19 protein-coding genes and 2 pseudogenes are annotated in these 24688 nt (G+C 62.4%); 6 read left to right on the top strand and 15 right to left on the bottom strand.

Annotation, left to right across the window (positions count from 1 at the left end; all coding sequences use genetic code 11):
• Positions 1-53 precede the first annotated feature (53 nt).
• Positions 54-279, bottom strand: a pseudogene (locus O5M90_RS11275) (DDE-type integrase/transposase/recombinase); the annotation flags it as partial.
• Between the two features lie 669 nt (positions 280-948).
• Here O5M90_RS11275 and O5M90_RS11270 point away from each other — a divergent pair.
• Positions 949-3717 carry an ATP-binding protein gene (locus O5M90_RS11270; RefSeq protein ID WP_269841129.1) on the top strand — a complete coding sequence of 923 codons (2769 nt, stop codon included), beginning with the start codon at positions 949-951 and terminating at the stop codon, positions 3715-3717.
• Positions 3718-3789: 72 nt separating this feature from the next.
• Here the strand turns inward: O5M90_RS11270 and O5M90_RS11265 are convergent, their stop codons facing one another.
• The 10 genes and pseudogenes from O5M90_RS11265 to O5M90_RS11220 all read right to left on the bottom strand — a co-directional run bounded on the left by O5M90_RS11265 (position 3790) and on the right by O5M90_RS11220 (position 12925).
• Positions 3790-4548, bottom strand: coding sequence for an SDR family oxidoreductase (locus tag O5M90_RS11265; protein ID WP_269841128.1), 759 nt, complete (start codon positions 4546-4548; stop codon positions 3790-3792).
• A gap of 454 nt (positions 4549-5002) precedes the next feature.
• Positions 5003-5398: a RidA family protein gene (locus O5M90_RS11260; RefSeq protein WP_269841127.1), complete on the bottom strand. Its 396-nt coding sequence runs from the start codon at positions 5396-5398 to the stop codon at positions 5003-5005.
• A 304-nt stretch (positions 5399-5702) separates the two neighbouring features.
• Positions 5703-6593, bottom strand: a complete 891-nt coding sequence (locus O5M90_RS11255) for a pirin family protein (protein WP_269841126.1) — start codon at positions 6591-6593, stop codon at positions 5703-5705.
• Positions 6590-7279 carry a nuclear transport factor 2 family protein gene (locus O5M90_RS11250; RefSeq protein WP_269841125.1) on the bottom strand — a complete coding sequence of 230 codons (690 nt, stop codon included), beginning with the start codon at positions 7277-7279 and terminating at the stop codon, positions 6590-6592. The genes O5M90_RS11255 and O5M90_RS11250 overlap by 4 nt, the downstream gene beginning before the upstream one ends.
• 176 nt (positions 7280-7455) lie before the next feature.
• On the bottom strand, positions 7456-8109 hold the full coding sequence (locus tag O5M90_RS11245; protein ID WP_269841124.1) for a hydrolase: 654 nt from the start codon (positions 8107-8109) through the stop codon (positions 7456-7458).
• Between the two features lie 66 nt (positions 8110-8175).
• Positions 8176-8964: an alpha/beta fold hydrolase gene (locus O5M90_RS11240; protein WP_269841123.1), complete on the bottom strand. Its 789-nt coding sequence runs from the start codon at positions 8962-8964 to the stop codon at positions 8176-8178.
• 1138 nt (positions 8965-10102) lie between these two features.
• A pseudogene (locus O5M90_RS11235) lies at positions 10103-10228 on the bottom strand (IS5-like element ISCARN85 family transposase); the annotation flags it as partial.
• 196 nt (positions 10229-10424) lie between these two features.
• A complete protein-coding gene (locus O5M90_RS11230; RefSeq protein WP_269841122.1) occupies positions 10425-11078 on the bottom strand; it encodes an NADPH-dependent F420 reductase in 654 nt (217 codons plus the stop codon).
• A gap of 67 nt (positions 11079-11145) precedes the next feature.
• Positions 11146-12111, bottom strand: coding sequence for an SDR family NAD(P)-dependent oxidoreductase (locus tag O5M90_RS11225; RefSeq protein ID WP_269841121.1), 966 nt, complete (start codon positions 12109-12111; stop codon positions 11146-11148).
• Between the two features lie 55 nt (positions 12112-12166).
• Positions 12167-12925, bottom strand: coding sequence for an SDR family NAD(P)-dependent oxidoreductase (locus tag O5M90_RS11220; protein WP_269841120.1), 759 nt, complete (start codon positions 12923-12925; stop codon positions 12167-12169).
• Between the two features lie 171 nt (positions 12926-13096).
• Here O5M90_RS11220 and O5M90_RS11215 point away from each other — a divergent pair, with 171 nt between their 5' ends.
• On the top strand, positions 13097-13780 hold the full coding sequence (locus O5M90_RS11215) for a TetR/AcrR family transcriptional regulator (RefSeq protein ID WP_269841119.1): 684 nt from the start codon (positions 13097-13099) through the stop codon (positions 13778-13780).
• Between the two features lie 128 nt (positions 13781-13908).
• Here the strand turns inward: O5M90_RS11215 and O5M90_RS11210 are convergent, their stop codons facing one another.
• Positions 13909-14217 carry a hypothetical protein gene (locus tag O5M90_RS11210; protein WP_269841118.1) on the bottom strand — a complete coding sequence of 103 codons (309 nt, stop codon included), beginning with the start codon at positions 14215-14217 and terminating at the stop codon, positions 13909-13911.
• A 547-nt stretch (positions 14218-14764) separates the two neighbouring features.
• Here O5M90_RS11210 and O5M90_RS11205 point away from each other — a divergent pair.
• Positions 14765-15469: a pirin family protein gene (locus O5M90_RS11205; RefSeq protein WP_269841356.1), complete on the top strand. Its 705-nt coding sequence runs from the start codon at positions 14765-14767 to the stop codon at positions 15467-15469.
• A gap of 44 nt (positions 15470-15513) precedes the next feature.
• Here the strand turns inward: O5M90_RS11205 and O5M90_RS11200 are convergent, their stop codons facing one another.
• Positions 15514-18240: an ATP-binding protein gene (locus O5M90_RS11200; RefSeq protein WP_269841117.1), complete on the bottom strand. Its 2727-nt coding sequence runs from the start codon at positions 18238-18240 to the stop codon at positions 15514-15516.
• A gap of 748 nt (positions 18241-18988) precedes the next feature.
• On the opposite strand from O5M90_RS11200, the gene O5M90_RS11195 reads away from it, so the two are divergent.
• The 3 genes from O5M90_RS11195 (at position 18989) to O5M90_RS11185 (ending at position 23172) form a co-directional block, all read left to right on the top strand.
• Positions 18989-19510: a hypothetical protein gene (locus O5M90_RS11195; protein WP_269841116.1), complete on the top strand. Its 522-nt coding sequence runs from the start codon at positions 18989-18991 to the stop codon at positions 19508-19510.
• A 448-nt stretch (positions 19511-19958) separates the two neighbouring features.
• Positions 19959-22727, top strand: coding sequence for a di-heme oxidoredictase family protein (locus O5M90_RS11190; RefSeq protein ID WP_269841115.1), 2769 nt, complete (start codon positions 19959-19961; stop codon positions 22725-22727).
• 262 nt (positions 22728-22989) lie between these two features.
• Complete coding sequence (locus tag O5M90_RS11185) at positions 22990-23172, top strand: hypothetical protein (protein ID WP_269841114.1); 183 nt, start codon at positions 22990-22992, stop codon at positions 23170-23172.
• Positions 23173-23597: 425 nt separating this feature from the next.
• Here the strand turns inward: O5M90_RS11185 and O5M90_RS11180 are convergent, their stop codons facing one another.
• Both O5M90_RS11180 and O5M90_RS11175 read right to left on the bottom strand, forming a co-directional pair.
• Positions 23598-24095 (bottom strand): MarR family winged helix-turn-helix transcriptional regulator, encoded by a 498-nt coding sequence (locus O5M90_RS11180; RefSeq protein ID WP_269841113.1) that lies wholly within the window; start codon positions 24093-24095, stop codon positions 23598-23600.
• Positions 24096-24212: 117 nt separating this feature from the next.
• Positions 24213-24638: a DUF4148 domain-containing protein gene (locus O5M90_RS11175; protein ID WP_269841112.1), complete on the bottom strand. Its 426-nt coding sequence runs from the start codon at positions 24636-24638 to the stop codon at positions 24213-24215.
• Positions 24639-24688: the final 50 nt, after the last annotated feature.

Here is a 24688-nt window from a genome sequence, read left to right as displayed (position 1 = left end):
CCGGAAGCAGTGCTCGGGGCCATCGTAGATTAAATGTCCCAGCAGTTGCCCTAGTGGCTAACGCTGCCGGCAAGGCCGTGGCTGGCCAGAAGCGCCTGATGCGGCGCACTGACGTACCGGGCTGCCTGGGTCTGAATGCAAGATCAGGCCCAGCGCTGGGTGGCGTTGCGCGATGGCCAGTAGCAGCGCCGCGCACACCAGCTCGGCATGCATGCTCGGCGCCACTGCCCAGCCCACGACCTTGCGCGCGTACAGGTCTAGCACGACCGCCAAGTACAGCCGGGCATTGCTCAACGATTTCGATGCGCGACACCTCAGTCACGACTTTACGCGTACGGCTGTCGACCAGCTGATCAGTGATGGCATTTCTAGTCAGCCGACGGCATTTTTAGGCAGTGCAATGACGCCTTGCTCGCGCCAGAATGTGGAGGGAGGCTGTGCAGTTATGGGGATCTCGTACCGATGCAAAGAAAATTCGGCGATATGCGCAGCAGAGTTCGTCTCTGAAAGGCAATGGGGGAAGATCATCAAGGATGCTCATGCCTAGTTCCGAAGGGCGTGACCGTGCCGGGCGGCAACGCAGTAACTGCCCTGTGCCAGCTTGAACTGATAGCCACAGCCGGAGAGGAGCTGCTCGAAGGGTAGTCCTTGGTCTGCCTTGCGGCAGGCCGATGCTGCTCCGCGCAAGGTGAAGGGCTCATCGCGCGCGCTCGAACTGGCTGGCTTCGGCAAGTTGCTGCTCGATCTTTGCCGGCCCCATCCTGGGCGTTGCAGGATCGAATCAATGGTTAGCGAGTCCGCACCGCTATGCCGAGGCGCCGCGTTGTTGGCTAGCGTGGCGGAACAGTATTTGAAAGGCTTCGACGAGCTGGACGTGCAGCCTGCGCGGCTGCAGCAGTGCGGTCCTGAAGTGAGTCATTTGACGTCGGCGACGATGAGGTTAGAAATATGAATCAGCCGCAAGCTTGGCAGTTCGGAGCGTTCAAACTCTTGCCAGCCCAGCGTTTGCTGCTCGAAGGGAATGCTCCGGTGCGCGTGGGCGGTCGAGCTTTGGACCTCCTGATCGTTCTGGTTGAAGCCGCAGGCAAGATCGTTGGCCGCGACGAATTGATTGCCAGCGTTTGGAAGAAAGTGGTCGTCGACGAAGGTAGTCTGCGCGTCCATGTTGCAGCGCTGCGTCGGGCTCTGCGCGACGACGGAGACTTGCGTCGCTACATTGTCAACGTTGCGGGCCGCGGTTACTGCTTTGTGGAGGACGTTTCACCATCAACGCCTGATGGTGTGAACGAGACCATGTCGATGCCGCATGAGGGACGCAGCCATCTGCCGTCACTACTGGTCAATGTGGTCGGCCGCGAGGAGGCTATCAGCGAAGTGTGCGGCATGGTCATTAAGAATCGGATGGTGGCCGTTGTGGGTGCTGGAGGCGTTGGAAAAACGACCGTCGCCATTGCCGCTGCAGCGCAGCTGACGGCCAACTATCGTGACGGCGTTCGGTTCGTCGATCTCGCGCCGCTTTCTGATGCGCAGCAGGTCGCGAACGTGTGGGCCCACGCCGTCGATCCAACGCGGCCCGTATTGCATGAAGGCGAACTCGGTGAGCTTTTGGCCGACCGACACATGCTGATCGTGCTCGATAATTGCGAACATGTTGTGCAAGCAGCCGCGGCAGCGGCTGAAGCGGTGTTAATCGCAGCGCCTGGCGTGCACGTCCTAGCAACCAGCCGCGAGCCCACACGAGCGATGGGAGAGTGGGTCATCCGGCTGGCTTCGCTGGAACTGCCGCCCGCTTCAGGGCGACTCACGGTCGAGCAAGCCGAGGAGTTCTCTGCGGTTCAGCTGTTCACGCAGCGAATCGCCGCGAACTTCGCTGGGTTCCTCTTCAGAGATGACGACGTGCCCCATGCCATCGAGATCTGCCGGCGCCTGGACGGCATTCCTTTGGCGATCGAGCTCGCAGCAGGCCGGGTCGCGCAGCTCGGGCTTCCCGGTCTGGCGGCACGGCTGGAAGACCGCTTTGCCATCCTTACCAAGGGGCGGCGTACTGCGCTGCCGCGTCAACAGACGCTGCGCGCTGCAATTGATTGGAGTTACGAGCAGCTTTCCGAGGACCAGAAAGCGGTACTTAGGCGCCTGTCGGTCTTTGCCGGTGCTTTCTCTTTCGATTCTGCCGTGGCAGTTTGCGAGGATGATTTGACGACCGATTATTTCGATGCTATCGATGAATTGGTTCTGAAGTCCTTGATTACCGTAGACACAGGTACCGACGTCGGGCGATATCGCCTGCTCGAGACGACGAGAGCCTATGCACACGAGAAGCTGAAGGAGGCGGGGGAACTGTTGGCGGCGTCCCGCGCTCATGCGCTGCACGTTTGCATCGTCTTCGAACGCGTGGAATCTGCGTCGCCGTTTGATGGGGCCGTCGGGGACGCGGGTGATGCCCGCTGGATCGACGACATAAAACTCGCGGTCCAGATGAGCTTCTCCACGTTGCGTGATCCTCGCATGAGCATGCGATTGCTGTCGGCGACCGCTTCAGTCTGGTTTCAGCGCTCCCTGCTGGACGAGTACCGGGAAAGGGCTGAACTAGCACTCGAGAAAGCGGGCGATCTGGCTGAGCAGCCTGAGGAAGCCTTGATGCGCATGTGGAATCTGCTTGGTCTGTGCTACTGGCACATCAAAGGGACGGGCCCCGAGGTGGCAAGGGCATTCGGACGAGCCTACGACCTCGCACGCCGATTGCGGAACGTGCACTTCGAGCGTATGGCTCTGTGGGGGCTTTGTGCTCAGAGCTGTTCGACGGGTGACTATGCTGCGGCACTCGCCCTTGCGCATCAGCACGCCAATCTGACGCCCCTTGGTACTGATCCGCAGGCAGAGATCCAGAGCGGGAACGTGATGCAAGTGTCCCTGCACTTTATGGGTGACCTGGCTGCGTCTCGAGGCGAGGCGATGGCCACCATCGGCCTCATTCGCCGGATTGATCTTCACGGCAATTTCGGCCAATTTCGGCTCGATCCTCACTCGGTAATTAATGCATTCCTGTCGCACACGTTGTGGATTCAAGGCCTTCCCACTCAGGCGCTTGAGGTGGCGGCCGAGGCCGTTCAGTCCGCTAGATCGACACGACATGCCTTGTCGCTGTGCTTCGCCTTGTTCGGGCATTGCGCAGTGCTGCTGTGGTGTGGCCGTTGGGTAGAGCTAGGTCGGCAGGCCGACTCTCTGATGGAAGTGGCAACGGACCGCCGTCTGGGTTTTTGGAAAGCATGGGCCCAGACCTACAAGGACGCCCTTGCCTACGGTACGGAGGGCGTGGTTGTGCCTCACTCGCCCGGCGTCCTTCGCGTTCCTCATCAGTTCGAGATGTTGACGACGGTCAGCGATGAATTGCTGAGCGGGGAGGTCTTGCTTCGGGCTGAGGCCGGCCACTGCCCCTGGTGTGCGCCGGAGGTGCTGCGCGCCCAAGGCGAGAGGCTGCTGCGCCAGGGCTCAGCGCCCCAAGAGGCGGAGCAATGGTTCATCCGCGCCCTTGACTTGGCTCGAGCGTCAAGAGCTCTCTCCTGGGAGCTGCGCGCAGCAACGAGCCTGGCTCAATGTTGGTTGAACCAGAACCAGCGTGACGATGCCAGTGCCTTGCTCGCCGGCGTGTTGGAGCGTTACACGGAAGGCTTCGACACACCGGACGTGCAACGTGCCCTGCAGATGCTGCAGGGGTGAAGAGCGCTCCCCACGGAAATTGTGGGCTTGGATGAGTCGCGCGGTGGCAAACGCGAGTAGGGACGGGGGCGATCATGGCGGCAAGTTGTTTTGTTTGATAGCGGATGCGAACTCGGCGGCGCGCACCGGCACGCGTACCGAAAGCGAAGGATCCGTCACAGCAACCCACACAGCCTCCGCAACCTCTGAGGAGCGAGTGACAGCGGGTTCAACATTCCCGCTTGCAAGTACCTTTGCCGCAAACTCCGCGTAAGGCTTTGGAATGCTGTGGTGCATCCGTTCGCCTGCAATCTCGCTCAAGAGGTTCCCGTGGCCGAAGCCGGGCAGTACCAGCCGCACTCGAACATTGAACGGATCGAGTTCTAGCGCAAGCGACTCGGAGAAGGCCTCGACTGCAGCCTTGCTTGCCGTGTATGCCGCCAATAGCGGCAATGGCTTCAATGTTATCGAGGAGGACACATTCACGATCACGCCCCGTTTGCGTTGCCGGAACTGCTGCAATACTGATTGGGTAACTGCCATCGTGCCGAGCGTGTTGGTCTCGAAGAGCTTGCGTACCGTTGAGACAGAGTACCCTTCGAATGCACCCATCAACCCAATTGAGGCGTTGTTCACCAAGGCCTCAATGGGACCCGCGGCATCGAGGGCCTGCTCGATGCTTTGCGGGTCGGTGACGTCCAATGCCAGGACTCGCAGTCGATCCGTGGCGGGTAGGAGATCGTCCCGTGGTGTGCGCATCGTTGCGACAACGCGCCAGCCACGGTTCAGGAAGAGCCGCGCGGTTTCAATTCCGAGTTCGGAGGAGCTTCCGGTGATGAGAATGGTGTCCATGAATTTGAATGCTGATGAGTGGGAGGCGCGGTGGCACCCGCCACGTGGCCAGTCGTGAAGCAGAGCGCTGTTACCAGCGTTGCCGCCCAGGCGGCTAACGTGGTGAACAGGTAGACCAGCATCGGATGCCGGTGATCTTCAGGTGGATAGCGTGGCATTTGCATTTCCTCTCGACGTCAGCGGACCTCCTTGATCTACCGCACGGTGTAAGGCGAATGACCGTTCAGTACGCCGCAAAGATTGGCGTTCAAGGCTTGTCCTTTGTACAGTCCGCGGTTGACGGCAAGTGAATGCCCAGTCTTTTTGCCGCATCGCCCACGTAAATTTCCTCAGCGTTATGGCGAGCGTCTTTCACGGTATACGCCGTGCTTGCTGGGTTCATGGCCTCGCAAAAGGACGCCGCACCTTGGACACGGTATCCCCCTCACCGACCCGTGAACGCGGGTGGGTACTCTCACGCCGGCAACTTCGCTACGACCTTGATCTCAAAGTCGAAGCCGTACAGCCAAGTCACACCGATGCCGGTCAGTGTGGGATGCGGCGCTGAGCCCCAGTACTCGTTGGTGACGATAGGCCAAACCTTTTCGAAGGTCTGCTCAGGGTTGACGAGAAAGACCGTCACGTCAATCACGTCGGCAAAGCTGCAGCCGGCAGCAGCGAGGATCGCGTTGAGATTGTCAAAGGCGCCGCGCACTTGGCCTTCTAGCGTCGGTTCCGGCGATCCGTCCTCGCGACTGCCGACCTGTCCAGAAACGAAGAGTAGGCCGTTGGCTCGAATCGCCGGTGAGTAGCGATTCTTGTCGTAAAGTGCTTGGCGGCCGGCGGGGAAAACAACATCTCGGGTGGTCATGGGAGGTTCCTTTGGAGTGGGTGTCAAGGCCTATCGAGGCAGGCACGGGTGTCCTTCAAGCCCAGTCGCTCAACATCAGTGCCAAGTGCATCGATCGAACTTTCCTTCGTGGCCATCTGTGGTGGCGTGTTGCTGGTTGCGAATGCAGGAGAAGACTTCGGAGTTGTGGATCATGGCGTTTGGGCCTAGTGTCTACGTGCCCTCGTGGACGAGGTTGCTGGTCAAGACGCCACTCGTCGGTTGATGTGACAGGCAATCCTCAGTTCATCGTGAACTCCCCTCGGGTGAGTGAAAACCAAGCCGCTCACGACAAAGAACCGCGAGACGTGAGAAGGTCTGGCATGGGAGCGAACTCGGTATTGTCGGCATCTGGCAGCCTCATGCGTCCTGCCTGCCAGTCCTCGGCAGCCTGCAGCAGGCGATCCTTCGATGACGAAACAAAGTTCCAGAGCATGAAGCGTTCGCCGATTGGCTCGCCGCCGAGAACCATTACTTCGGCTTGCTCGATAGCGCGCACCCGCGACGCGCCTGCACCCAGCACCAGCATTTGGCCGGCGTTGAAGGTGTAACCGCCAAGTTCTACCACCCCCGTAGCGATGTACACCGCGCGTTCCGCATGGATTGTGGGTACTTCGGCCGTTGCACCTGGGGTCATGCTGAGGTGTGCATAAAACTGTGGCGAATGCGTTGCAGTCCGCGCTGTCATGCCGTAGGCGCAGCCGGCGATGAGTTGCCCCTGCACTCCGCCTTCACTCCATCGCGGTAGATCGTTTTCGGAATGGTGCGAGAAGCTGGGCGCTGTCTCTTCGTACTCGGTTGGTAGCGCAATCCATGCCTGCATGCCATGCAGATGATCGCCTTGCATCCGCGCGTGCTCAAAGCGTTCGCTGTGCGTGATTCCGCGGCCAGCGGTCATCCAGTTGACCTCTCGCGGCCGGATCGTCTGTTCGTAGCCGAGGCTGTCGCGGTGCATGGCCTGCCCGGCAAACAGGTAGGTGACAGTAGACAGACCGATGTGCGGGTGCGGCCTCACATCGATGTTGCGGTCCACATCTGGCGGCAAGTCGAGCGGACCGATGTGGTCGAAGAAGATGTAAGGGCCGATCATGCGGCGCGTTGCAGTTGGCAGGACGCGGCCAACATTCATCCCGCCACCCAGGTCGAGATGGCGTCGTTCGATGACCAGCTCAATCATGTCGCTGCCTCCCCGGGATCGAACATCGAAATGCCGCCGACGGCGTTCGTCGCTGGCACTTCGTCCTGCAGCACGTCCCAATGCTCGGCGAGCTTGCCGTCTTTAACCCTGAAGAGATCGACCACCACCTGTGGTGCTTCTGCCCATCCACGGATGCGGCCGTGGATGGCGACCAGGTCACCCTCTGCAACGACAAGGCCCGGCTCGTAGTAAACGGCTGGCGACATGCCAGCGACAAGGGCGCGCAACGACTCGCGACCTTGGGGGATATTTGGGTTGTGCTGAATGTAGTCCTCGGCGTAGAGGCGTTCGACGGCCGTTGGCTCGTGGCGCTGGAACAGCGAGGTCATCGCCTCGAGCACCAGAGCTTTGTTGCGCTGCGGGCGATGGTCGGAGGCATGATCAGCCGCACGAGTGACCGTGAGCTTGCCGCTCATGCGCATGAACTGTCCGCCTGGCAGCGTGGCGAACGAGTGGATGAACTCACGGTCGTAGTCCTGCACGTTCGTGACGGTCGCCCCGGATTTCTCCTTCCAACTGACCGCGAACAGACCATTGCTCAGCGATACGACTTCGATGTCGACAACCTCGGTTCTGGCGAACGGACCATCCTTGATCTCAAACTTTAGTTGTGCGTTTGACAGCAGCGTGAGGCTGACATTGAAGTTGGCATAGGAGACGTCCATTTCTAGTCCAACGGGAAAGTGGTTAGGCGGCATCTTGATATTCCTTTCGTTGCGATGATTGGCCCTCCCTTCGGGGGAGTGAAGAGTGGACGGCCTCCGTCGAGTTGGGCTCAAAGACGGCCCAGGCAAACGCCGCTCAGGCGTGTCGTTCTGAAGCCCGGACCATCCCGCTTGGATCAGCCTTCGCTCTTCGGAGCGGGCGTATTGAGCAACTGCACTTCCCACAGGTAGGCGATGCCGCTGCCGCCACCGTGCTGCGTGAGGACTTCCGTCAGTGCTCCGGCAGACTCGGCTCTTGCCCAGTCACGCTGCCATTCGGCCGCCAGCGCCATCCAGGTCATCATGTTTACGCCGGCAGCGACCATGCGCTGAATCGCCACCTGATGGGCCTCGACGGAGGTACCTCCCGATGCATCGGTGATTACCGTCACATCCCAGCCTTCACCGATGGCCTGGATGGCCGGCATCGCAACGCACACCTCGGTCCACAAGCCAGCAATGATCAACTGCTTGCGGCCGGTCGCCTTGACAGTGTCCACGACCTTCTTGTCCTCCCAGGTGTTGATGAACGTCCTGTCGATCACTTCCTGGCCGGGGAAAACATCGGTTATCTGTGGGAACAGCAGCCCCCCGCGTGCGGCGACGACCGTCGTCAGAATGGTGGGAACGCCGAAGGCCTTGGCTGCCTTTGCCAGAGCCGTTGTGTTGTTGATCACCATCTGCGGCTCGTGGCTGTGCAAGTTCGCCATTTGGTATGGCTGGTGATCAATCAAGACGAGTACAGAGTCTTCGGGGCGAAGAAGGGAAGTGAGTCCGTTGCGGAGTTTCATGATTGCATTCCTTTGTTAAGGTGGGGGATGGGGTTGCGGTTGGGGCGGAGGCTTGTGAACACTCCCTTACAGCGCGGCCTCGACGATGAGCGCGGCCACCTTGTCTGGATGAGACACCATGACGACGTGCGAGGCGCCTTCGACCTCGACCACCTTGTTCGCGCCCGCGCGCTCCGACATGAAGCGCATCGCAGCCGGCGGGATGTTCTTATCCGCGGTGCCGTAGATCGACCACGACGGAACGTCCTTCCACGCCGGCGCGCCGGAGGCCTGCGTGAGCGCTGCCTCCGCGATCGGGCGCTGCGCTGCCGCCATTAGCTCAGCGGTGGCCTTCGGCACGTCTGCCGCGAACTGCTGGTGGAACTTTGCCTGCTGGATGTAAAGGTCCTTGCCACCGTCGCCGAGCATCACGGGCTTGTCGAGCGCCTCGCCCAGCGTTCCGCCGGGGAACTTGCCGGCCAGCGCGAGTGCTGTCTCGCCGATATCAGGGACGAACGCCGCCACGTATACAAGAGCCTTAACGTTCTTGCGGCCCTTGGCCGCATTCGTGATGACGGCGCCACCGTAGGAATGGCCAACCAGCACCACACGACCGGGCACGCTTTCAACGAGCTGGCCTAGGTAGGCTGCATCGCCGCGCAATGTGCGCAGCGGATTGGCGACGCTGACGACCCGCAGACCGCGTGCCTGTAGGAGCGGCACTACACCGTTCCAACTCGCGCTGTCGGCAAAGGCGCCATGCACGAGGACGACGGTAGTGGCCTCTGCCGATGAGGCAGAGCCACCCTCTTGGGCGACAGCGGTCGCCATCGCCGTGGCGCTAAGGAAGGGGACGATGAACTTGTACGGAAACATGAGGAGCACTCCTTGGGTGGTGAGGTCAAGCGCCGATGTGGACTTGCGCGTAATGGAAAGACGCCTGTGGCACAGCGGCATCGGCACACGAGTCAGCGGCACCGGAGCTCGTGGCGCCGTCAGCTCCGGCCGTAGTGATGAGATCATTGAGAGTCATGCGATGAGTCCTTCACGTTGCGTGGCGAGCGCCGAGATGGTTGGTGCTGGATCGCCGTCAACATGGACGACAGCTTAGAAATCGCTGCTCACAGCCACAGCGCAACAAAGGCAGCCGTCGCTCTCGGTCTTTCGGACTACTCGGCACGGAATATTGCTGATAGTCGAGCATCGCGTTGATGAAGACAGTCGCACAGGCCAGCCTGTCGTTGCGCGCCTGAATTGGCTCTGCAGTCGGCACCGGACATGCTGCGCACAGATGTGCTGGGCTAGTCTTCCCTGACACCTTGATCGGTGGAATTCACCTGCACGAGGAACATGGCCAAGAAGTAAGGACGCCTGTCTCGCGTGGTGGGTACCAGCCGCTCGGGCTGTTACGGCGCCTCTGAGCTCGCCAAGCATGCGCCGAAGGCCTGTTGGGCCGGCACGCAAGTGAAGGCCCAGTTTGCCGCCGGTGGTCGGGTGTCATTGTCAGCCGTCGCCTTGGCGTGATGCTGCTCGCTCATAGCCGGCGCATCGGCCGCTATAGAGCGGGGGGGCCTGATGCGCGCGAGCAGGCTTCTGGTCCTGTGGCGGCGCAATTTTGTGCACACCACGGACAGCGGTCACGCGCTACCGGTCTAGCGGCCAATCTCCGCACTTGGCATCGGGGGTACGCCCCAACGAGCAGCCGCGAACTGGGAAGCGAGTGGTTTCCAGCGGCATGCTGTTTGGCCTGCTTTTTGCCTACAGGAAGTGCTTGGCGCTGGTCAGCGTGAGTTCGCTCGAAACGGACGAACAGCGGGAGTCGCTGCCTATGCGCAGATCTCAACCATGTGCAGTTAGCCGGCGCGAGCGATCGTGAGGCAGGAATTCGCGACGCCTCCAAGCATGCCCAGCCGGCCAGACCTTGACATAGTTTTCGTTGGCGTGCGACCTCATCAAGCAGTGGGTGATGCCGTGGTTGGTTGTCGTGCTTTGCGCTAGGCCCTGTTATGGATGCGTGCGCTCTCGCCGCGACGAGGTGGATTCTGGTGTTCCATCCGCCACGGGATTTGCCGATATCCTGCGGACCGCTTCTTTTTGGCGCACCCGTGCCATCGGGATGCACCTTCACGCAGGTGCTGTCCAGAGACGCAGCCTCAATCTTGATCTGCACGACCAGCGCTAGCTGCAACTGCTCGCTTGCGCGACCGGTGTCAATGGTGCTGCGGTCCTTTAGTCTGGCTGCCCTCAGCTGTCGCCGTCAACTAGCGCCTGAATGGCTGCTGTTCAAAGCTTTGGAAGGGCGCCACCGGCCCTTTCCCGTTGTTGCTGATCGGGCGCTAAGCCAGAATGATTCGCTGCGCTCTTTCGATGTTTGCGATGAGTTCTCGGCGCGTTTGGTGTTGCAGCGCCCGCCACGCCGGCTGACCAGGTGCCGTGCGCCAGGACTCGCTGAGGGGGCTGTTGTTGACCGTGTCGAACCCGAGCTGGTCGAACAGGCGAGTGACCAGTTCAACCGCGTCCGGATAGTTGCTGGAGGTTGGTAGCGCCAATCGACGTGGGTCGTGTGCCGGCAAACCGGCGGTCGTTATCCGAGGAGCCTGGATATGAGTGAAGGCCTGCACCACCTTGGAGGTTGGTAGCTGCTCCTGGCGTAGCTCGAGTACAGTCTGCCTCCCAGAGTCGATCGTTGGGAAGTGGCCGTCGCGCCAGATCATGTAGTTGTTGGTGTCGAGGACTATTTTGCCCGCAAGTTCCTTTACCGGCATGTCGTTGACAAGTTTGAGCGGAACTGCGATGACGACGAAGTCGCCGGCAGCCGCAGCGGCTGCGGCAGTCGCTGCGCGCGCCGAAGGGCCTAGCTCGGCAATGAGCGCCCCCAGCGTCTCGGGCCCGCGAGAGTTGGCGACGACGACCTTGTAGCCCACCTTGATCGCAGCGCGTGCAACCTGGCTACCGATCTCACCCGCGCCGATGATGCCGATAGTTGTCATGCAGCCGTCCTCCGGTCGCGACACAGAGTCGGTTCTGGTTGGCCAGCCGGGCAAAGCCAACCCGCCGTCATGCCGCGCTCACCAGTTCTTCACTCTTCGCCCAGAGCTGCCTGGCTCGTCCAGCGTCGAGCGCATAGGACCTGACGCCGTCTGCGAACGGGTTTGGCAAATCATTGACTGGCGCTACCGCGCAGTCTTCGAGGTAGCGGCCGCCGATCTCGTTACCGTCGGCCACGACGGCTGCCCAGACCGAGGTCGCTGCGGCCTGCGCGACATCCTTCAGTTCGCCGGGTGGTAGCCCCGCGTCGGCGCGAGCCTTTCCAACGGTCTCGAACAATCCCTGCAGCTGTTCTGCTGAAAAGTTGCGCGGCAGTTCGGTCAGGCTGTTTCCGGGCATCACCGCAGCTGCCCGGATGCCACGATGGCGATGACGCCTGTCGAACTCCACAGCGAGCAAGGTCTCGGCCGTCTTTGATCGACCGTAAGCGACGAAGGGGTCGTAGGCCTGCTGCGTGAAGTTTGGGTCGTCGAGATCCACATCAGCGACTCGATGCGCTTGAGACGACAACATCACAAGACGCCCGCCGTCGATGAGCAACGGTTCGATTAGATTGATCAAGGCAAAGTGACCCAGATAATTTGTTGCGAACTGGACTTCGAAGCCATCTTCCGTTCGACCAAACGGGGTCGCCATCACACCCGCGTTAGCGATGATCGCCTCGAACGGACGGCCGTCTGCAAGCAGGTCATGGGCGCAGGTGCGCACGCTGCTCAGGGATGCCAGATCGAGTTCAAGCAACTCGAAGCTGCCACCCGACGATGCGGCGGCGCTTTGCACCGATGCAGTGGCTGCCCTGGCCTTGTCAAGATCCCTCACCATGCCAACGACACTAGCACCGCGGGCAACGAGCGAACGCGCGGTTTCGACGCCGATGCCTGCGGATGTTCCCGTGATGAGGAAGCGCTTTCCCCTCAAGTCAAAGCCTTTCAGCACGTCGTCTGCAGTCGATTTCGAATCAAATTTCTTGGTCACTTCTTGGTCCTGTGGACGTTGCTCGCGGAATGTGTCGGTTGCTGATCTACCGTACTCAGATGGCTAAGCCGCCGGACACGTCGATCACGCCGCCGGTCATGTATGCCCCGTTCGGGCTGGCCAGGAAGCAGATCAATGCCGACACTTCCTCGAGCGTGGCGATGCGGCGAATCGGGTGCAGGTTCAAGAGGGCCTCGGGAACACCGTCCCCAAGAACTTCTGCGGACATGTCAGTCGGCATGACGCCCGGCTGCACCACGTTCACGGTGATACCTCGGCCGCCCAAGTCCCGTGCCACGCCCTTCGCGTAGCCGACAAGGGCCGCCTTGCTACCCGCGTAGTCGGCTGCTCCGGCAAACGGAACGTGGGTGCCCAATAGCGAGCCGATGAAGATGATGCGACCGCCGTCGGATAGAACAGGCGCCGCGGCGCGTGTCGTGGCCACTGTACCCATGACGTTGATCTGCCACTGACGGTCGAGATTGACCGTGTCAAGCGCCGGATCGTCCACCGTCTTGCCTTGCACTGCGATGGCTGCGTTGTTGACGAGGATGTCAAGCCGACCGAAATGCGCGAGCACTTGGTCGACCATGTGCTTGGCTGCCGTCGTGTCCGCCTGATCACTTTGAACAGCCAGCGCGCGGACGCCCATGGCCTTCAACTTGTCGACCACCGCCTGCGCCTTCGCGGCAGAGGCGACGTAGGTGATTGCGATGTCGGCACCGAGCGCGGCCAACTGCGCGGCCGTCGCGGCGCCAAGACCGCGCGAACCGCCGGTGATAAGTGCGACTTTGCCCTTCAAGGATTGCTGCATGAAACGTGTCTCCGTGGACGACTGACGATGCCTCCCGGGAATCGGGAGAAGCGTAACGATCAGTACGGTAACGAACGTTATTAAATTGGACGTGCAGTGTCAAGAGGTTTAATATCGATCGTTACGAAAAATGGGGGTATCTGACAGATGGGACGCCAACGTGAGTTTGATGTGACCCAAGCGCTGGACGCCGCGCTGGACGTCTTTTGGCGCAAGGGCTATGAGGGTGCGTCGTACAAGGACCTCACGCAGGCCACAGGCGTGGCGCGCCCCGCGCTCTACTCGGCCTTCGGCAACAAGGAGGCCCTGTTCCGCTTGGCACTGGAGCGTTACTACACGCACTACACGGCGTTCTACCCCGCAGCGTTGGAACTGCCGACTTCGCGAGAGGTTGCCGCCCACATCTTGCGCAACGCTGTGGAGCTGAACACGCGCGACCCCGAGCGGACCGGTTGCCTGGCAATCCATGGCGTTCTGGCAGGATCGGACGATGCAGAGCCGGTGCGCCGTGCACTGATCGAGGCCCGCGTCGCGGCCGAAGCCACGTTGCGCGAGCGCTTTGAGCGTGCCAAGCGCGAGGGGGACCTGCCGGCCGATGCGAACTGTGCCGCGCTGGCGGCCTATGTCTCCGCGGTGACTCACGGCATGGCAGTGCAGGCCAAGGCGGGCTACGACCGCGAGGTGCTCAACGCTGTCGCCGATCAGGCACTTTCGACGTGGCCCGGCAGCGATCGCTCCTCCAGCAAACAGTCCCGTGGTCGGTCGCGGCAAGCGCTCGCCTGCGCTGCCCCGCCACCCTTGGCGCCCGTACCTCCGGTGGGAAAACGCCAGCCAGCGCGCAAACGTCATGCCTGAGAGTTCCTGAGCAGTTTCCCTGAAGGCCTACGTGGCCGGTTGGCTGTTCATGACCAATGGCGGCCCTTCACCGCCAAAACTCTGAACGACCCGACGGTGACATCGGGAGCAGTTGCCAGTTGGACATCTCAAAGCAGCCGTGGGCTGAGCAGCGCGCCCTCTTCGGGATGCACCCTGTACTCGGGTTGCCGCGACTGCGGTGCGAGACGCGACCAGTGCGCGGTGAACAGCGGCACCACACTGTGCGGTGCTTCGTCACCAAAGAAGCGCCGATGGTTCCGTGCGGTCTGTTCTGCGAATGAGGCGCGGCGAGTAAAGAACGGCAACTCATACCCCGCCAGTACGGTCTCCATGTCGCTTGGATCACCGCAGAGCGCTTGGCCCAACTCTGCGCCTTCACACATGGCGAGGTTGCCTTTGCCCGCCTCGACCGCCATGAGCGTGCCACTGCCAATGGCCTCGGCGCTGGCACTATGTGGCCCGTCGCCGTTGAAGAGACGGGTCTCGATAGAAGTCGTGCTGGTAAAGGTGGGCGTTGCAGCAGACAGCAGCAGACGAACTCCCGACCAGACTCTGTCGGCGCCGACCAGCGGATCCGTCTTGGTCGTTGTGCCATCGGCGAAGTTCAGTTAGAGCTGCCCGCCCAGGAGGTGGTTCGCAGGCGCGAGTTTGAAGTCCCAGCGAATGATGTTGGTGGGCACCAGCAGTGAAGTGATTGTTCGGGATGCAGGAGCGCGTCGTGTTTCATGACGTGACACTAGATCGGGTGTAGCGCTTGATCGTTGCGCGCGATTCCCCCAGCGGCATCTGCCTTTCGGTATAGACGCGTTGCGACACAAGGGGTGCCGCGCCGCGAGCGGTGCGCCACAAGAATCGAGCACGAGCGATGCTGGAAACCGTCGCCGAATCCATCTCTCCCGCGATGCATTCCAGTGGGCGCAGACGCACTGGCATTGGTTGCTGAAAAAAGACCCGGAACACGCGATGATTGAAGTAAGAAGAGCCTCTGAACGAGGCGTGGCCGAGCACGGTTGGCTGAGTTCACGCCACACATTTTCTTTCGGCAACTACCATGATCCCGCGCAGGTCGGGTTCTCTGACCTGCTGGTCATCAATGATGACCGCGTCCTCGGCGGCCAGGGCTTCGGCCAGCATCCGCACCGAGACATGGAAATCTTCTCGTACGTGCTCGAAGGCGCGTTGGAGCACAAGGACAGCATGGGCACAGGCTCTGTGATCAGGCCGGGCGACGTGCAGATGATGAGTGCCGGCACCGGCATTACCCATAGCGAGTTCAACCAATCGAAGACGGAGTTGGTGCACTTCTTGCAAATCTGGATCGTGCCCGCCCTACGCGGCGTAGCCCCGCGCTACCAGCAGGTTAACTTCCCCGACGACAGCAAGCGCGGTCGACTCAGGCTGATCATCTCGCCGGATGGACGGGACGGCTCACTGAGCGTCCACCAAGACGTGCGCGTCTACGCCGGCCTGTTCGACGGCGCCGAGTCGCAAGCGTTGGAGATTCCGGCTGGCCGGCATGCTTACGTGCATGTTGCCCGGGGAACCGTGATGGTCAATGGCTTGGTGTTGCGCGACGGGGACGGAGCCCGCGTCCGCGAGGAGCCCGGGCTGATCGTCTCGGATGGCGACGGCGCCGAACTGCTAATCTTCGATCTCAGACCGCATTAAAGCCCTCACCTGACGCGCTGACTCCTGGCGTGACGATTTTCTCGTCACGCTTGCAGCATCTCACGGGCGCGTTGCACATCCAACGTGTCAAAGCCTTCCGTGTAACGCTCCAGTACGCCGGTCAACAATGCGGCTGCCTCGACCCGCCGGTTCTGGATTGACCAGCATCGAGCCAGGCTCGTGGCTGCCCGCAGCTCCCAGGATAGCGCCTCCGACGATCGAGACAACTCCAGAGAACGTACAAACCATAGTTCCGCCTCTTGCGGGGATGAGCCTTGGCGCAGCAGCTTCTCGCCTTGCGCGCGTAGCACCTCTGGCGCACACCAGGGGCACTGGTCTGCTTCCGCTCGGGCCAGGGTCTCGACTTCGAGGAACTCGTTGCTGACGGTTCCCATCAATTCAAGCTGCTGCGCACCGAGAAACGGACTGCGCCACTGCGGCACGACCACGCCTTCCGCGCCATAGGCATGAGCGTCCTTGAAGGTCTGTCCCCATGCCTTCCAGTAACTCAGGCTACGGTCCGATGCTAGTTCCGTCAGCGCGTCGGCCTGACAAGCCAGGTCTGCCCAGCGCCCACACCACAGCAAGACCGTGCATTGGGTGCACAGGGCGAAGCACAGCGTCAACGCGTGTTGCGTCGATCGCGCTGATTGCACAGCCTCTGCGGCAGCCGCGAGCGCCTGAGTGGGAAGGCCTTGAACCCACAGAATCCTGCACAGGACCGCGTTGATCGAAACGTTGGGATCGATTAGAAATCGGCTAAGTGTGCCGCGATGGTCGGTACGCCGGAGGAGGCGCAGTGCCGTGGTCGCCTCTTCTCGTGACGAAGCCTGGTCGCCCATGAAGTGCAACGACAACTGCATCATGCGCCTGCCCCGAATCTCGACCCCGAGTTCAGTGCCGGGTGGCGTCAACGCTACATGCTTGCGTGCCAGGTCTAGCGCTGCGGCGTAGTGGGCCGATCCATTGCGCTCCATCCACAGCCCCCACAGGGCCATGCGCTCGAACTCAACGTTCTGCGACCGGTGTGCGATGTCGTAGGTTCGTTCGAATGCTCGCGCCTGCTCTGGGCCTACCCCCATCGTGTACCAGTAGCAGACGCCGAGCGCAAGCCACAAGCGCATTAGAGTAGCCTCCTGGTGCTCGGCAAGATCACCTGCTTTTTCGAGAGCCTCTTCGGCCCTCGTCCGATACTCGTCCATCAGCGAGCGCTGGTACCAGACCGGAGCGGTGGCCGCCAGCAGCCGCACGCCGAGACCCGGATCACGTAGTGTGGAGAAACTCGCTTGCACCGCGAGCTGGATGTCATCGATCCAACGCGCCTGTCCTGCATCGCCAACGGCGCGATCGAGCGGCAACTCGGCTTCCAGCCTTTCGAACACGCTGCACACGTGCTGCGCATGACTGCGAGACGCCGCCGCCAGTTCATCCGCGTCCTTGAGCTTCTCGAGTGCAAAGGCGCGGGTCACCTCGAGCAAGCGATAGCGTGCGATGTCGGTACCCGTGTCGATTGTGACCAGCGACTTCAGAACCAACTCGTCGATCGCATCGCGAGGATCGGCCGCTAATTCGTCCTCGCAGACCGCGACGGCGGAATCGAACGAGAACGCGCCGGCGAAGATCGAGAGCCGCCTGAGTACGGCTTTCTGCTGCTCAGACAGGAGTTCATAGCTCCAATCGATCGCCGCGTGAAGCGTCTGCTGCCGCGGCAGCGCCGTACTGAGCCCCTTGGTCAGTACGTCAAATCGGTCTTCCAGCCGCTCGGACAGGCTGCGAAGCCCCAATTGCGCGACCCGTCCCGCAGCAAGTTCTATAGCCAGCGGGATGCCATCAAGGCGCCAGCAGATCTCGGTGACATGGGGCACATCTTCATCGGCGAGGGCGAACCCCGACAAGGTCGCAGCGGTGCGCTGGGTGAAGAGCTGGACTGCGGCGAACGCGTTGGCCTGCTTGGCCGTCAATCGCTCCATAGCGGGAGGAAGTGCCAACGAAGCCAGCCGGTTGACCCACTCTTCGGTCGCGCGCAGCGGTTCACGGCTGGTCGCGAGGATGTGCACGCCTGGCGCCGAAGCTAGCACCGCCTCGGCCACTGTTGCCGCTGCCTGCACGACATGCTCGCAGTTGTCGAGCACGATCAACATCTGCAGATTTGCGGACAGTGCACCCAGCTCTCGCTCGTCCGAGACGGGCTGCGAGGGGTCAATGGCATTCGCCCAGACGTTGGTGACCTGACGCGCATCTGTAAGCGGTGCGAGATCGACGAAACGCGCACCGTCCCGGTAGAGTGCTGCAAGTTGCGTCGCTGCGGCGACAGCAACCGTCGTCTTGCCGACGCCGCCTGCACCAACGACCGTCACCAGGCGATGCTCAGCGACCATGCAGCAGACTTCCCGGATCGCGTCGTCGCGTCCGACAACATTGACCAGTAGGGGCGGCAGATCTCTGCGCCCCTCATGCGGCTTCGGCTCGGTTCCGGTCATGTTGTCCGGCGCGGACCGCGAAACGTGCCCAACGAACGAATAGCCGCGACCGGGGATATTGACGATGTAGCGGCGGGTGTCTCCGTCGTCGCCCAAGGCCCGCCTCAATGCTGCGACGTGAACGCGCAGGCTGCCTTCGTCGACGACCACCTTTTTCCACACACTGGCCATCAGTTCCTCACGGCTGACGACCTTCCCCGCGGCCTCGACCAGAACGATCAGGATGTCTAAAGCGCGGCCGCCCACGCGGACAGGTGCACTCCCCTCGAGCAGCAGGCGTTGCGTCGGCACAAGCGTAAAAGCTCCAAACTGCAAAGCTTGCTTTGGCTCCACTCTCTACCCTGCTTAGTTACCATCGTTCGATAGGTGTCCGCTCCCTAGACTCCTCAATTGTTAATTATTGTAGGGTCAGAACTGCGACCTCTAAAGGCTCCATTTTGGTGCGCTTGCGCCACCTAGCCGGGTTGTGCCCTGCCCCACGGCAGAAGTGGGAGATCGCCGCAGTCGCAAGGCCGCCGCGCTGTTGCTGAACGACCGTCGCGTCAAGACTGTTCGAGCGGTGATCCGAACCCGCTCGTGATCTCGATGCTGAGACGGTCGCGAAGTCGGCTGACATGGAGTAGCTGGCCAAAGCTGACCCCTTGGCGTGGCCTCTCGCACGATGCGCGTCTGCTACTTCCGGCAGATGCGCCAGCAGGAGCATCGCGCCATCCTGTCATGTCGCTTTCGCTCGCTGCAGTTTTGCAGTTGGCCGATCCTGCATGCCGGGGCCAGCCTTTCTTGCTGAGCGGTGTCGACATGCAAAGCCAGGAGCTCACCATGCCATTTTTTAGCCGCAAATCAGTAACCCTTTCCGTCGGGACCAGAAGCCGGCTCACTTCTGCCCGCTTACGGCAACCAACGCCGCTTCCGGCGCTGGTTGCTACTACTGAGACCAGCCGATGGTTGATTCGTCTGAATTCGTTGTTCGGAGGCTTTCGCAGGTGAGGCACCGTCCCGTGCTCGTCGGCATCGTCAAACCAACGTCGGTGGAGATGTCATGTCCTTACTGATGCGTTCTGCACGATCGCTGCTAGACCTTCAACAGCCGGTGCTTGGGGGCAGCTCCCCGACTGCCTGGCCGATCACGCGTCCGGCGCCAGCGATCTGCTCCCCGTCGTTCGACCCGAGTTCGTTGCTGTGGCGGCTGCAAAAGCTGTTCCATGAAACCGGTGGCCTGGTCAATACCGAAGAACTTCTTGCTCCGCTGCGGGATAGATACGACCAACCGCTTTCGGTTCTTGCGCGATGGATTGTCGACCGTCGGGTGGTCAGCTTTGAGGCGCGAGGTGAGCGCTGGTTGCCGTTGTTCCAGTTTGACACCGACTTGCTCGTTGTGCTTTGCGGCGTCGAGCATGCAATTCGTGAACTGCACGATGTCTTCGATGATGGCGAACTCGCTGAGTGGTTCGCGACATCCAATGGCTGGCTGCAAAACGCTAGCCCTGCGGCGATGGTGTCAATCGATCCGGCGGCGGTGATCAACGCCGCGCGTGCCGACCGCTATGTGGCTACTTGCTGACACTGCCGCGGGCGCCGCTGTGTCGGCGTCCGCAGACTGTGCGTGCCTCGCCATTCATATCCGCTTACAACTCGACATCAGCCTAGACATGGGCACTGACACCATCTCGCGCAGTCGGCCGGCCTTCGTCGCCAGGCAGACAACAAAGAATAGATAAACAAAGCGATAGCTAACGGCGGGACGGCTTTCGGTCGCCTTCTCCCGTTGTCAGCACGCAGCTCCGAGGGAATTGAACATGAACAGCAAGACCATCATCGCCGGGGCCGTGGCTGCCGGCCGGCAACGTCACGCACCTCGTCATCCGTGGGGCCCGTCAGCCGTGCTCGTCGCGCTTGCCACCGCGCTTACCGCATGTGGCGGTGGCGGCGAGACATCGCCGCCCGCAGACGCGCCGCCCCTCGGTGGAGCGCCCGCACCCGTGCTCCCGGCCATACCGGCCTCGTCGCCTATGGCGGAGCCCGTTCTGGAGCCCGCACCGGTGGCCGCGCGGATGGCCTTGCCCACGCCCACGCCGGTGGCAACCCCGACCCTCCCGCCCGCGCAGCAATTGCCGGTCGGCAGCATCGACCTCAGCAAGCCGGGCGTGGCGGTGAAGGTGGCCGCGGCGACCTCGTCGGCCGTCGAGGGCGCCCACACGGCCGCCCTGGCCATCGACGGCAGCAAGACCACGCGCTGGTCCAGCGCCGCAGACGATGCCGCGTGGATCCAGTTCGATTTCGGCACCAAGACCCAATTGGGCTATATGAAGTTGTCGTGGGAGAACGCGCACGGCAAGGAGTACGCGCTGCAGGGCTCGGACGATGGCCAGACCTGGTATCAGATCCGCTACGTGGTGGGCGGCAAGGGCGGCACCGAGGAGTTCTTCAACCTTAACGCCCATGTGCGCTATGTGCGACTGCAAGGGGTCGCGCGAGCCACGCAGTATGGCTACTCCTTGTTCGAGGTGACATTCAAATCGCCGGGCAGCGACAACTCACTGCCGGTGCTCGCCACGGCGGCGTTGCCGTTTCCGGCCAACGGGGCCGCACTCGCGCCCCCGCCCGCCGCGCAGGCACCGCTGGAAACGGTGCAGTTCTCGCTGCCCGATGGCACCCTGGTCACCCGCTTCGGCATGGTGGGCCGCTCCCGCCACGCGCGCGAGCGTGGCGAGGACTGGAACGAGATCGGCTACGGTGTCAACGAGACCGTCGACGCGACAGGCAAGCCGCAGGACAAGGGTCCGGGCGCCCACCTGAACTTCGTCGCCAACTACTTCAAGAACCGCACCTGGGGCGTGGAGTTCATCGACAACAGCCGGGTCGCCGGTGTCACCAAGCCGACCATCGTCGTCAACCAGTATTACCAGCAGGCACAGCGGGGCGGCGGCCACTCTTTCTTCCGGCGCTTCGACGAACCCGGTGTGACGGGCTATGGCTGGATGTCACCCGGAGAATTGCTGGACCGCTCGACCTACACGGCAGGCTTCAACGATGTGGCCGCTTGCGCCATCGTCGCAAAGCCGCCGCAGGACGCACTGCTCAATCCGAACGGCGGCTACAAGGGCGTCAAGGGCGCCAACGACGGCTGCAGCGTCGTGCTCGACAGCTATCCCGGCCACCGGGCGCTGGCCGCCAACGCCAACGGCGTGATGGCGCCGAACGGCGCCAGCGTGGCCTCGCGTGCGCTGAAGGTGGGCGACGCGATCGAGTTCACCGGCTCGTTCTTCTCGACCCGCGCGGCGATGGACGCGATCGGCGACAGCGGCGCCTTCCGCTACTACACCAACGAGGTGACCTATGTGGTGGGCAGCGGCCTGCGCCCCTGGTACGGCGTGCAGCCACGCCTGATGAACGCGCCGCTGCCGGAGGACACCCTGCAGGGCGGCCTCGGTTCGGTGTCCTATGACTACGCTGACAACGCGAGCTTTATGTTCCAGCAGCCGAACAACCAGATCGGCATGCAGAACATGCAGCGCTTCATGGAAGGGCGCCGCTGGATCCACACCCATATGTGGACCGGCGATCACAACGAGAGCGGCAACGACCGGAACCAGGCGGGCGTCGGCCTGCAAGGCCCGCGCTTCAACCAGGCCACCTGCTTCGCCTGCCACATCGGCAACGGCCGCAGCCTGGCGCCGAGCGCGATCAACCAGCGGCTCGACACGATGGCGGTGCGCGCCGCGACGACCGACGCCAGCGGGCAGCAGGTGCCGCATCCGATCTACGGCATGGCCGTCCAGATGAATGCGCGCTCGCTCGCCACCGGCGCCGCGCAGGACTGGGGCACCGGCGTGCGTGTGGCGGGCTTCGACCTGAAGACTGTGACGCTGCCGGACGGCACCGCGGTGACGCTGAGCAAGCCCAGGGTCGCATTCGACGGGCCGACGCCCAGCGTGTTCTCGCTGCGCAGCGCCCAGCCGATGATAGGCATGGGCCTGCTGGAAGCCGTCTCCGACGCCGAGATCCTCTCGCGCGTGCGCAGCACGCCTGACGCCGATGGCGTCAAAGGCCAGGCCAACTACGCCTACGACCCGGAGACCGGCGCGGTGAAGCTGGGCCGCTACGGCTGGAAGGCCTCCAAGGTCAGCCTGCGCCACCAGGCCGCCAACGCGGCCCTGCTCGACATGTCGGTCACCAGCCCGGTCTACCCGAACCGCGATTGCCTGATGGGCCAGTGCGCGCCGGCCAAGGTCGAACGGGGCCTGTCCGAGGACGACCTGACTCTGATCACGCGCTACCTGGGCCTGCTGGCCGTGCCGGCGCAGCGCAGCGTGGCCAGCGGCTTCCCCAAGGGCGTGGCCCCGCTGCCCTACCTGGACGTCAATCCGACCCAGGTGGCCGCAGGCGCCAAGATCTTCCAGAACAACCGTTGCACCGCCTGCCATGTCAGCGAGATGAAGACGGGCAGCGGTTCTGAGTTTTCAGAGCTGCGCAACCAGATCATCAAGCCCTACACCGACCTGCTGCTGCACGACATGGGGGCCGAACTGGCCGACAACCTGGTCGAGGGGCAGGCCACAGGCAGCATGTGGCGCACGCCGGCGCTCTGGGGCATCGGCTACACCGAACGGGTCGCCGGTAATGCCGGCAAGGTGGGCTATCTGCATGACGGCCGGGCCCGCACCCTGACCGAAGCCATCCTCTGGCACGGCGGCGAGGCAACGGCGAGCCGGCAGCGCTTCGAGGCCCTGTCCAAGACGGATCGCGAGGCCTTGCTGGCCTTCCTCAACTCACTGTGAGCTTAGGACGCGGCGGGCGTATCGTCGTGATCTCCATGGTGGACGCTTCTTGCGATCGAGTGCTTGTTGACGCATCCACTATGGCACTTCGATGCCGTCTGCGCTTTGGGGGCGTTCATCCCATTGCTTGCATTGGCGAGCGTCCGTTCCACTCTCATTCTCACAAGGCACCGAGAACGAAAATGATGCACTCAGACCGTCGTTCGAGCCTGCCCATAGCCGACCGCCGAGGCTCCGCGGCGCTTTCTCCCCGGCGCGTCGTTTGGCTAGACATGTGGTGCTGAGCTATTTCAATGCCCGCGCGGCCGGCACGCCGACCTTCGTCTTCCTGAGCGAAGACGAGGAGGTAGAGGTCTATGGTCACGGCCCCTACGCTTTTGACGATGTCAAAGTGGCCGTCGCCGCCTGCCAGGCGGGCCTGGGAGTGATGCGCGCTCCGCGCTAACGTGTTCAGCCGCAGCTTGATACCGGGGATCTGGTACCACTTCTGAGGGAATGCCACCTCGAGCCCCTGCCCATCCATGTCACCTATGCAGCCAACCTGTATCGGAGCCAGCGGGTGTGTGTTTTCGTGGACGGGATAGCGGCGCCGTTTGAGCGCGCGCCGACGTCCGTCGCGGGCAGCGCTGGGTTTAGCGACGCATCGGTGAGCCCACGCCGCAGTGAAGGTGCCGACGGCGTTGCCGAGTGCGTTTTCGTCAGACCGTCCGGTGCTGCGCTAAGACAGCTATGCCATCACGGGAGGAGGGCTCGGCCCGTCCGCCTAATGCGAATCGGATTTGCCGTCATCTGGAGGTGCTCCGTTCGCGGCATGCTGTTTAGGGGTGCCCGTCCATGCGGCGCACGAGTGATCGGAGACCTCAGTCGAGGTCAGCTGCCATCGCGCTGGTCGCGTAGTCGCGACTCCAGCGAGCGCAACCCGTCCCGCATCCCGATGGCTTCCTTGGACGACAGCCGACAGGTCGCGGCGAACTGCTGGCTCACGGCGCGGCCATCCGCCTGGAGCGCACGCCCCTTGGGGGTGAGCGTGATGCACAGGTTGCGCTCGTCACGGGTATCGCGGTTGCGCTCCAGGTAGCCGGCGGCCTCCAAGCGCTTGATCAACGGCGTGAGCGAACCGGAGTCCTGGTGAATCCGTTCGGCAAGTTGTTTGACGGTGGCGCCGTCCGCCTGCCATAGCGCCGTCATCACCAGAAACTGCGGGTAAGTCAGCCCCAGTCGTTCCAGCATCGGTTTGTAGACCTGCATCATCGCCAGGGCGCTGGTGTAGAGCGAAAAACAGAGCTGGTCTTCGAGCACCACGGTGCTGTCGCAAGCGCTGGCATTGCTGGCGGCTGCAGTCTTACGTGAAGCGGATGCACTGGTCATGCGGGGACTCCTTGAGGGGCTGGATGATAGGGCAGGGTGAGAGCAACCGGTTCTATGTCCGGCTTGCGCTCCCACCGCGCGATCAAGGCGGGGTGGGGGTGCAACCGCCTTCCGGGTTCACAGCGCGAAGTGGCTGTTGTTGCTGTTCAGCCGGGCGAACTCGCCCGACCGGCGTGCGCGCTCGAGCTCCGCTTTGACCTGTTCACGCGTCAATGTGCTGGTCGCGCGCACGCTGTCAGGCAGATAGCTGCCAGATTCGCGGAAAGCGTGTTTCAGCTCGCCGGCGCTGCGGGCCCGCTCCAGTTCGGCAATCACGCTTGAGCGGCTGACCGTCGAGGGGCGGCTGTTCAACTCCAGACTGCCGTAGGAGCCGCCTTCGCTGTGCAAGCGTTGGAGTTCGCCGGAGCTCCGCGCTTCGACCAGCTCAGCAATGACTTCAGCGCGTGTCAGCGGGCGATCTTGCGTCTGGGCGTGGACGTTGGCAACGCTGAAAACGGTACCGATGATGACGGACAGGGCGATGGAGGAGATGGACTTGGACATGATGACTTCCTTAAAGGTTAGTGTGCTAATTAATTCAAACGCGATGAGGC

The sequence above is a fragment of the Paucibacter sp. M5-1 genome, from assembly GCF_027498415.2.
Taxonomy (GTDB): domain Bacteria; phylum Pseudomonadota; class Gammaproteobacteria; order Burkholderiales; family Burkholderiaceae_C; genus Roseateles_E.
The sequence above is the reverse complement of the archived record's forward strand: the minus strand, read 5'-3'. Positions and strand labels throughout refer to the sequence as shown.

Coding starts and splice junctions, on each gene's coding strand:
- O5M90_RS11250 (WP_269841125.1), bottom strand. CDS start 7,279: ATGGACGTCTCCTATGCCAACTTCAATGTCAGCCTCACGCTGCTGTCA.
- O5M90_RS11210 (WP_269841118.1), bottom strand. CDS start 14,217: ATGGCGGTCGAGGCGGGCAAAGGCAACCTCGCCATGTGTGAAGGCGCA.
- O5M90_RS11245 (WP_269841124.1), bottom strand. CDS start 8,109: ATGAAACTCCGCAACGGACTCACTTCCCTTCTTCGCCCCGAAGACTCT.
- O5M90_RS11265 (WP_269841128.1), bottom strand. CDS start 4,548: ATGGACACCATTCTCATCACCGGAAGCTCCTCCGAACTCGGAATTGAA.
- O5M90_RS11180 (WP_269841113.1), bottom strand. CDS start 24,095: ATGACCAGTGCATCCGCTTCACGTAAGACTGCAGCCGCCAGCAATGCC.
- O5M90_RS11205 (WP_269841356.1), top strand. CDS start 14,765: ATGATTGAAGTAAGAAGAGCCTCTGAACGAGGCGTGGCCGAGCACGGT.
- O5M90_RS11230 (WP_269841122.1), bottom strand. CDS start 11,078: ATGACAACTATCGGCATCATCGGCGCGGGTGAGATCGGTAGCCAGGTT.
- O5M90_RS11220 (WP_269841120.1), bottom strand. CDS start 12,925: ATGCAGCAATCCTTGAAGGGCAAAGTCGCACTTATCACCGGCGGTTCG.
- O5M90_RS11270 (WP_269841129.1), top strand. CDS start 949: ATGAATCAGCCGCAAGCTTGGCAGTTCGGAGCGTTCAAACTCTTGCCA.
- O5M90_RS11260 (WP_269841127.1), bottom strand. CDS start 5,398: ATGACCACCCGAGATGTTGTTTTCCCCGCCGGCCGCCAAGCACTTTAC.
- O5M90_RS11190 (WP_269841115.1), top strand. CDS start 19,959: ATGGCGGAGCCCGTTCTGGAGCCCGCACCGGTGGCCGCGCGGATGGCC.
- O5M90_RS11175 (WP_269841112.1), bottom strand. CDS start 24,638: ATGTCCAAGTCCATCTCCTCCATCGCCCTGTCCGTCATCATCGGTACC.
- O5M90_RS11255 (WP_269841126.1), bottom strand. CDS start 6,593: ATGATTGAGCTGGTCATCGAACGACGCCATCTCGACCTGGGTGGCGGG.
- O5M90_RS11240 (WP_269841123.1), bottom strand. CDS start 8,964: ATGTTTCCGTACAAGTTCATCGTCCCCTTCCTTAGCGCCACGGCGATG.
- O5M90_RS11195 (WP_269841116.1), top strand. CDS start 18,989: ATGTCCTTACTGATGCGTTCTGCACGATCGCTGCTAGACCTTCAACAG.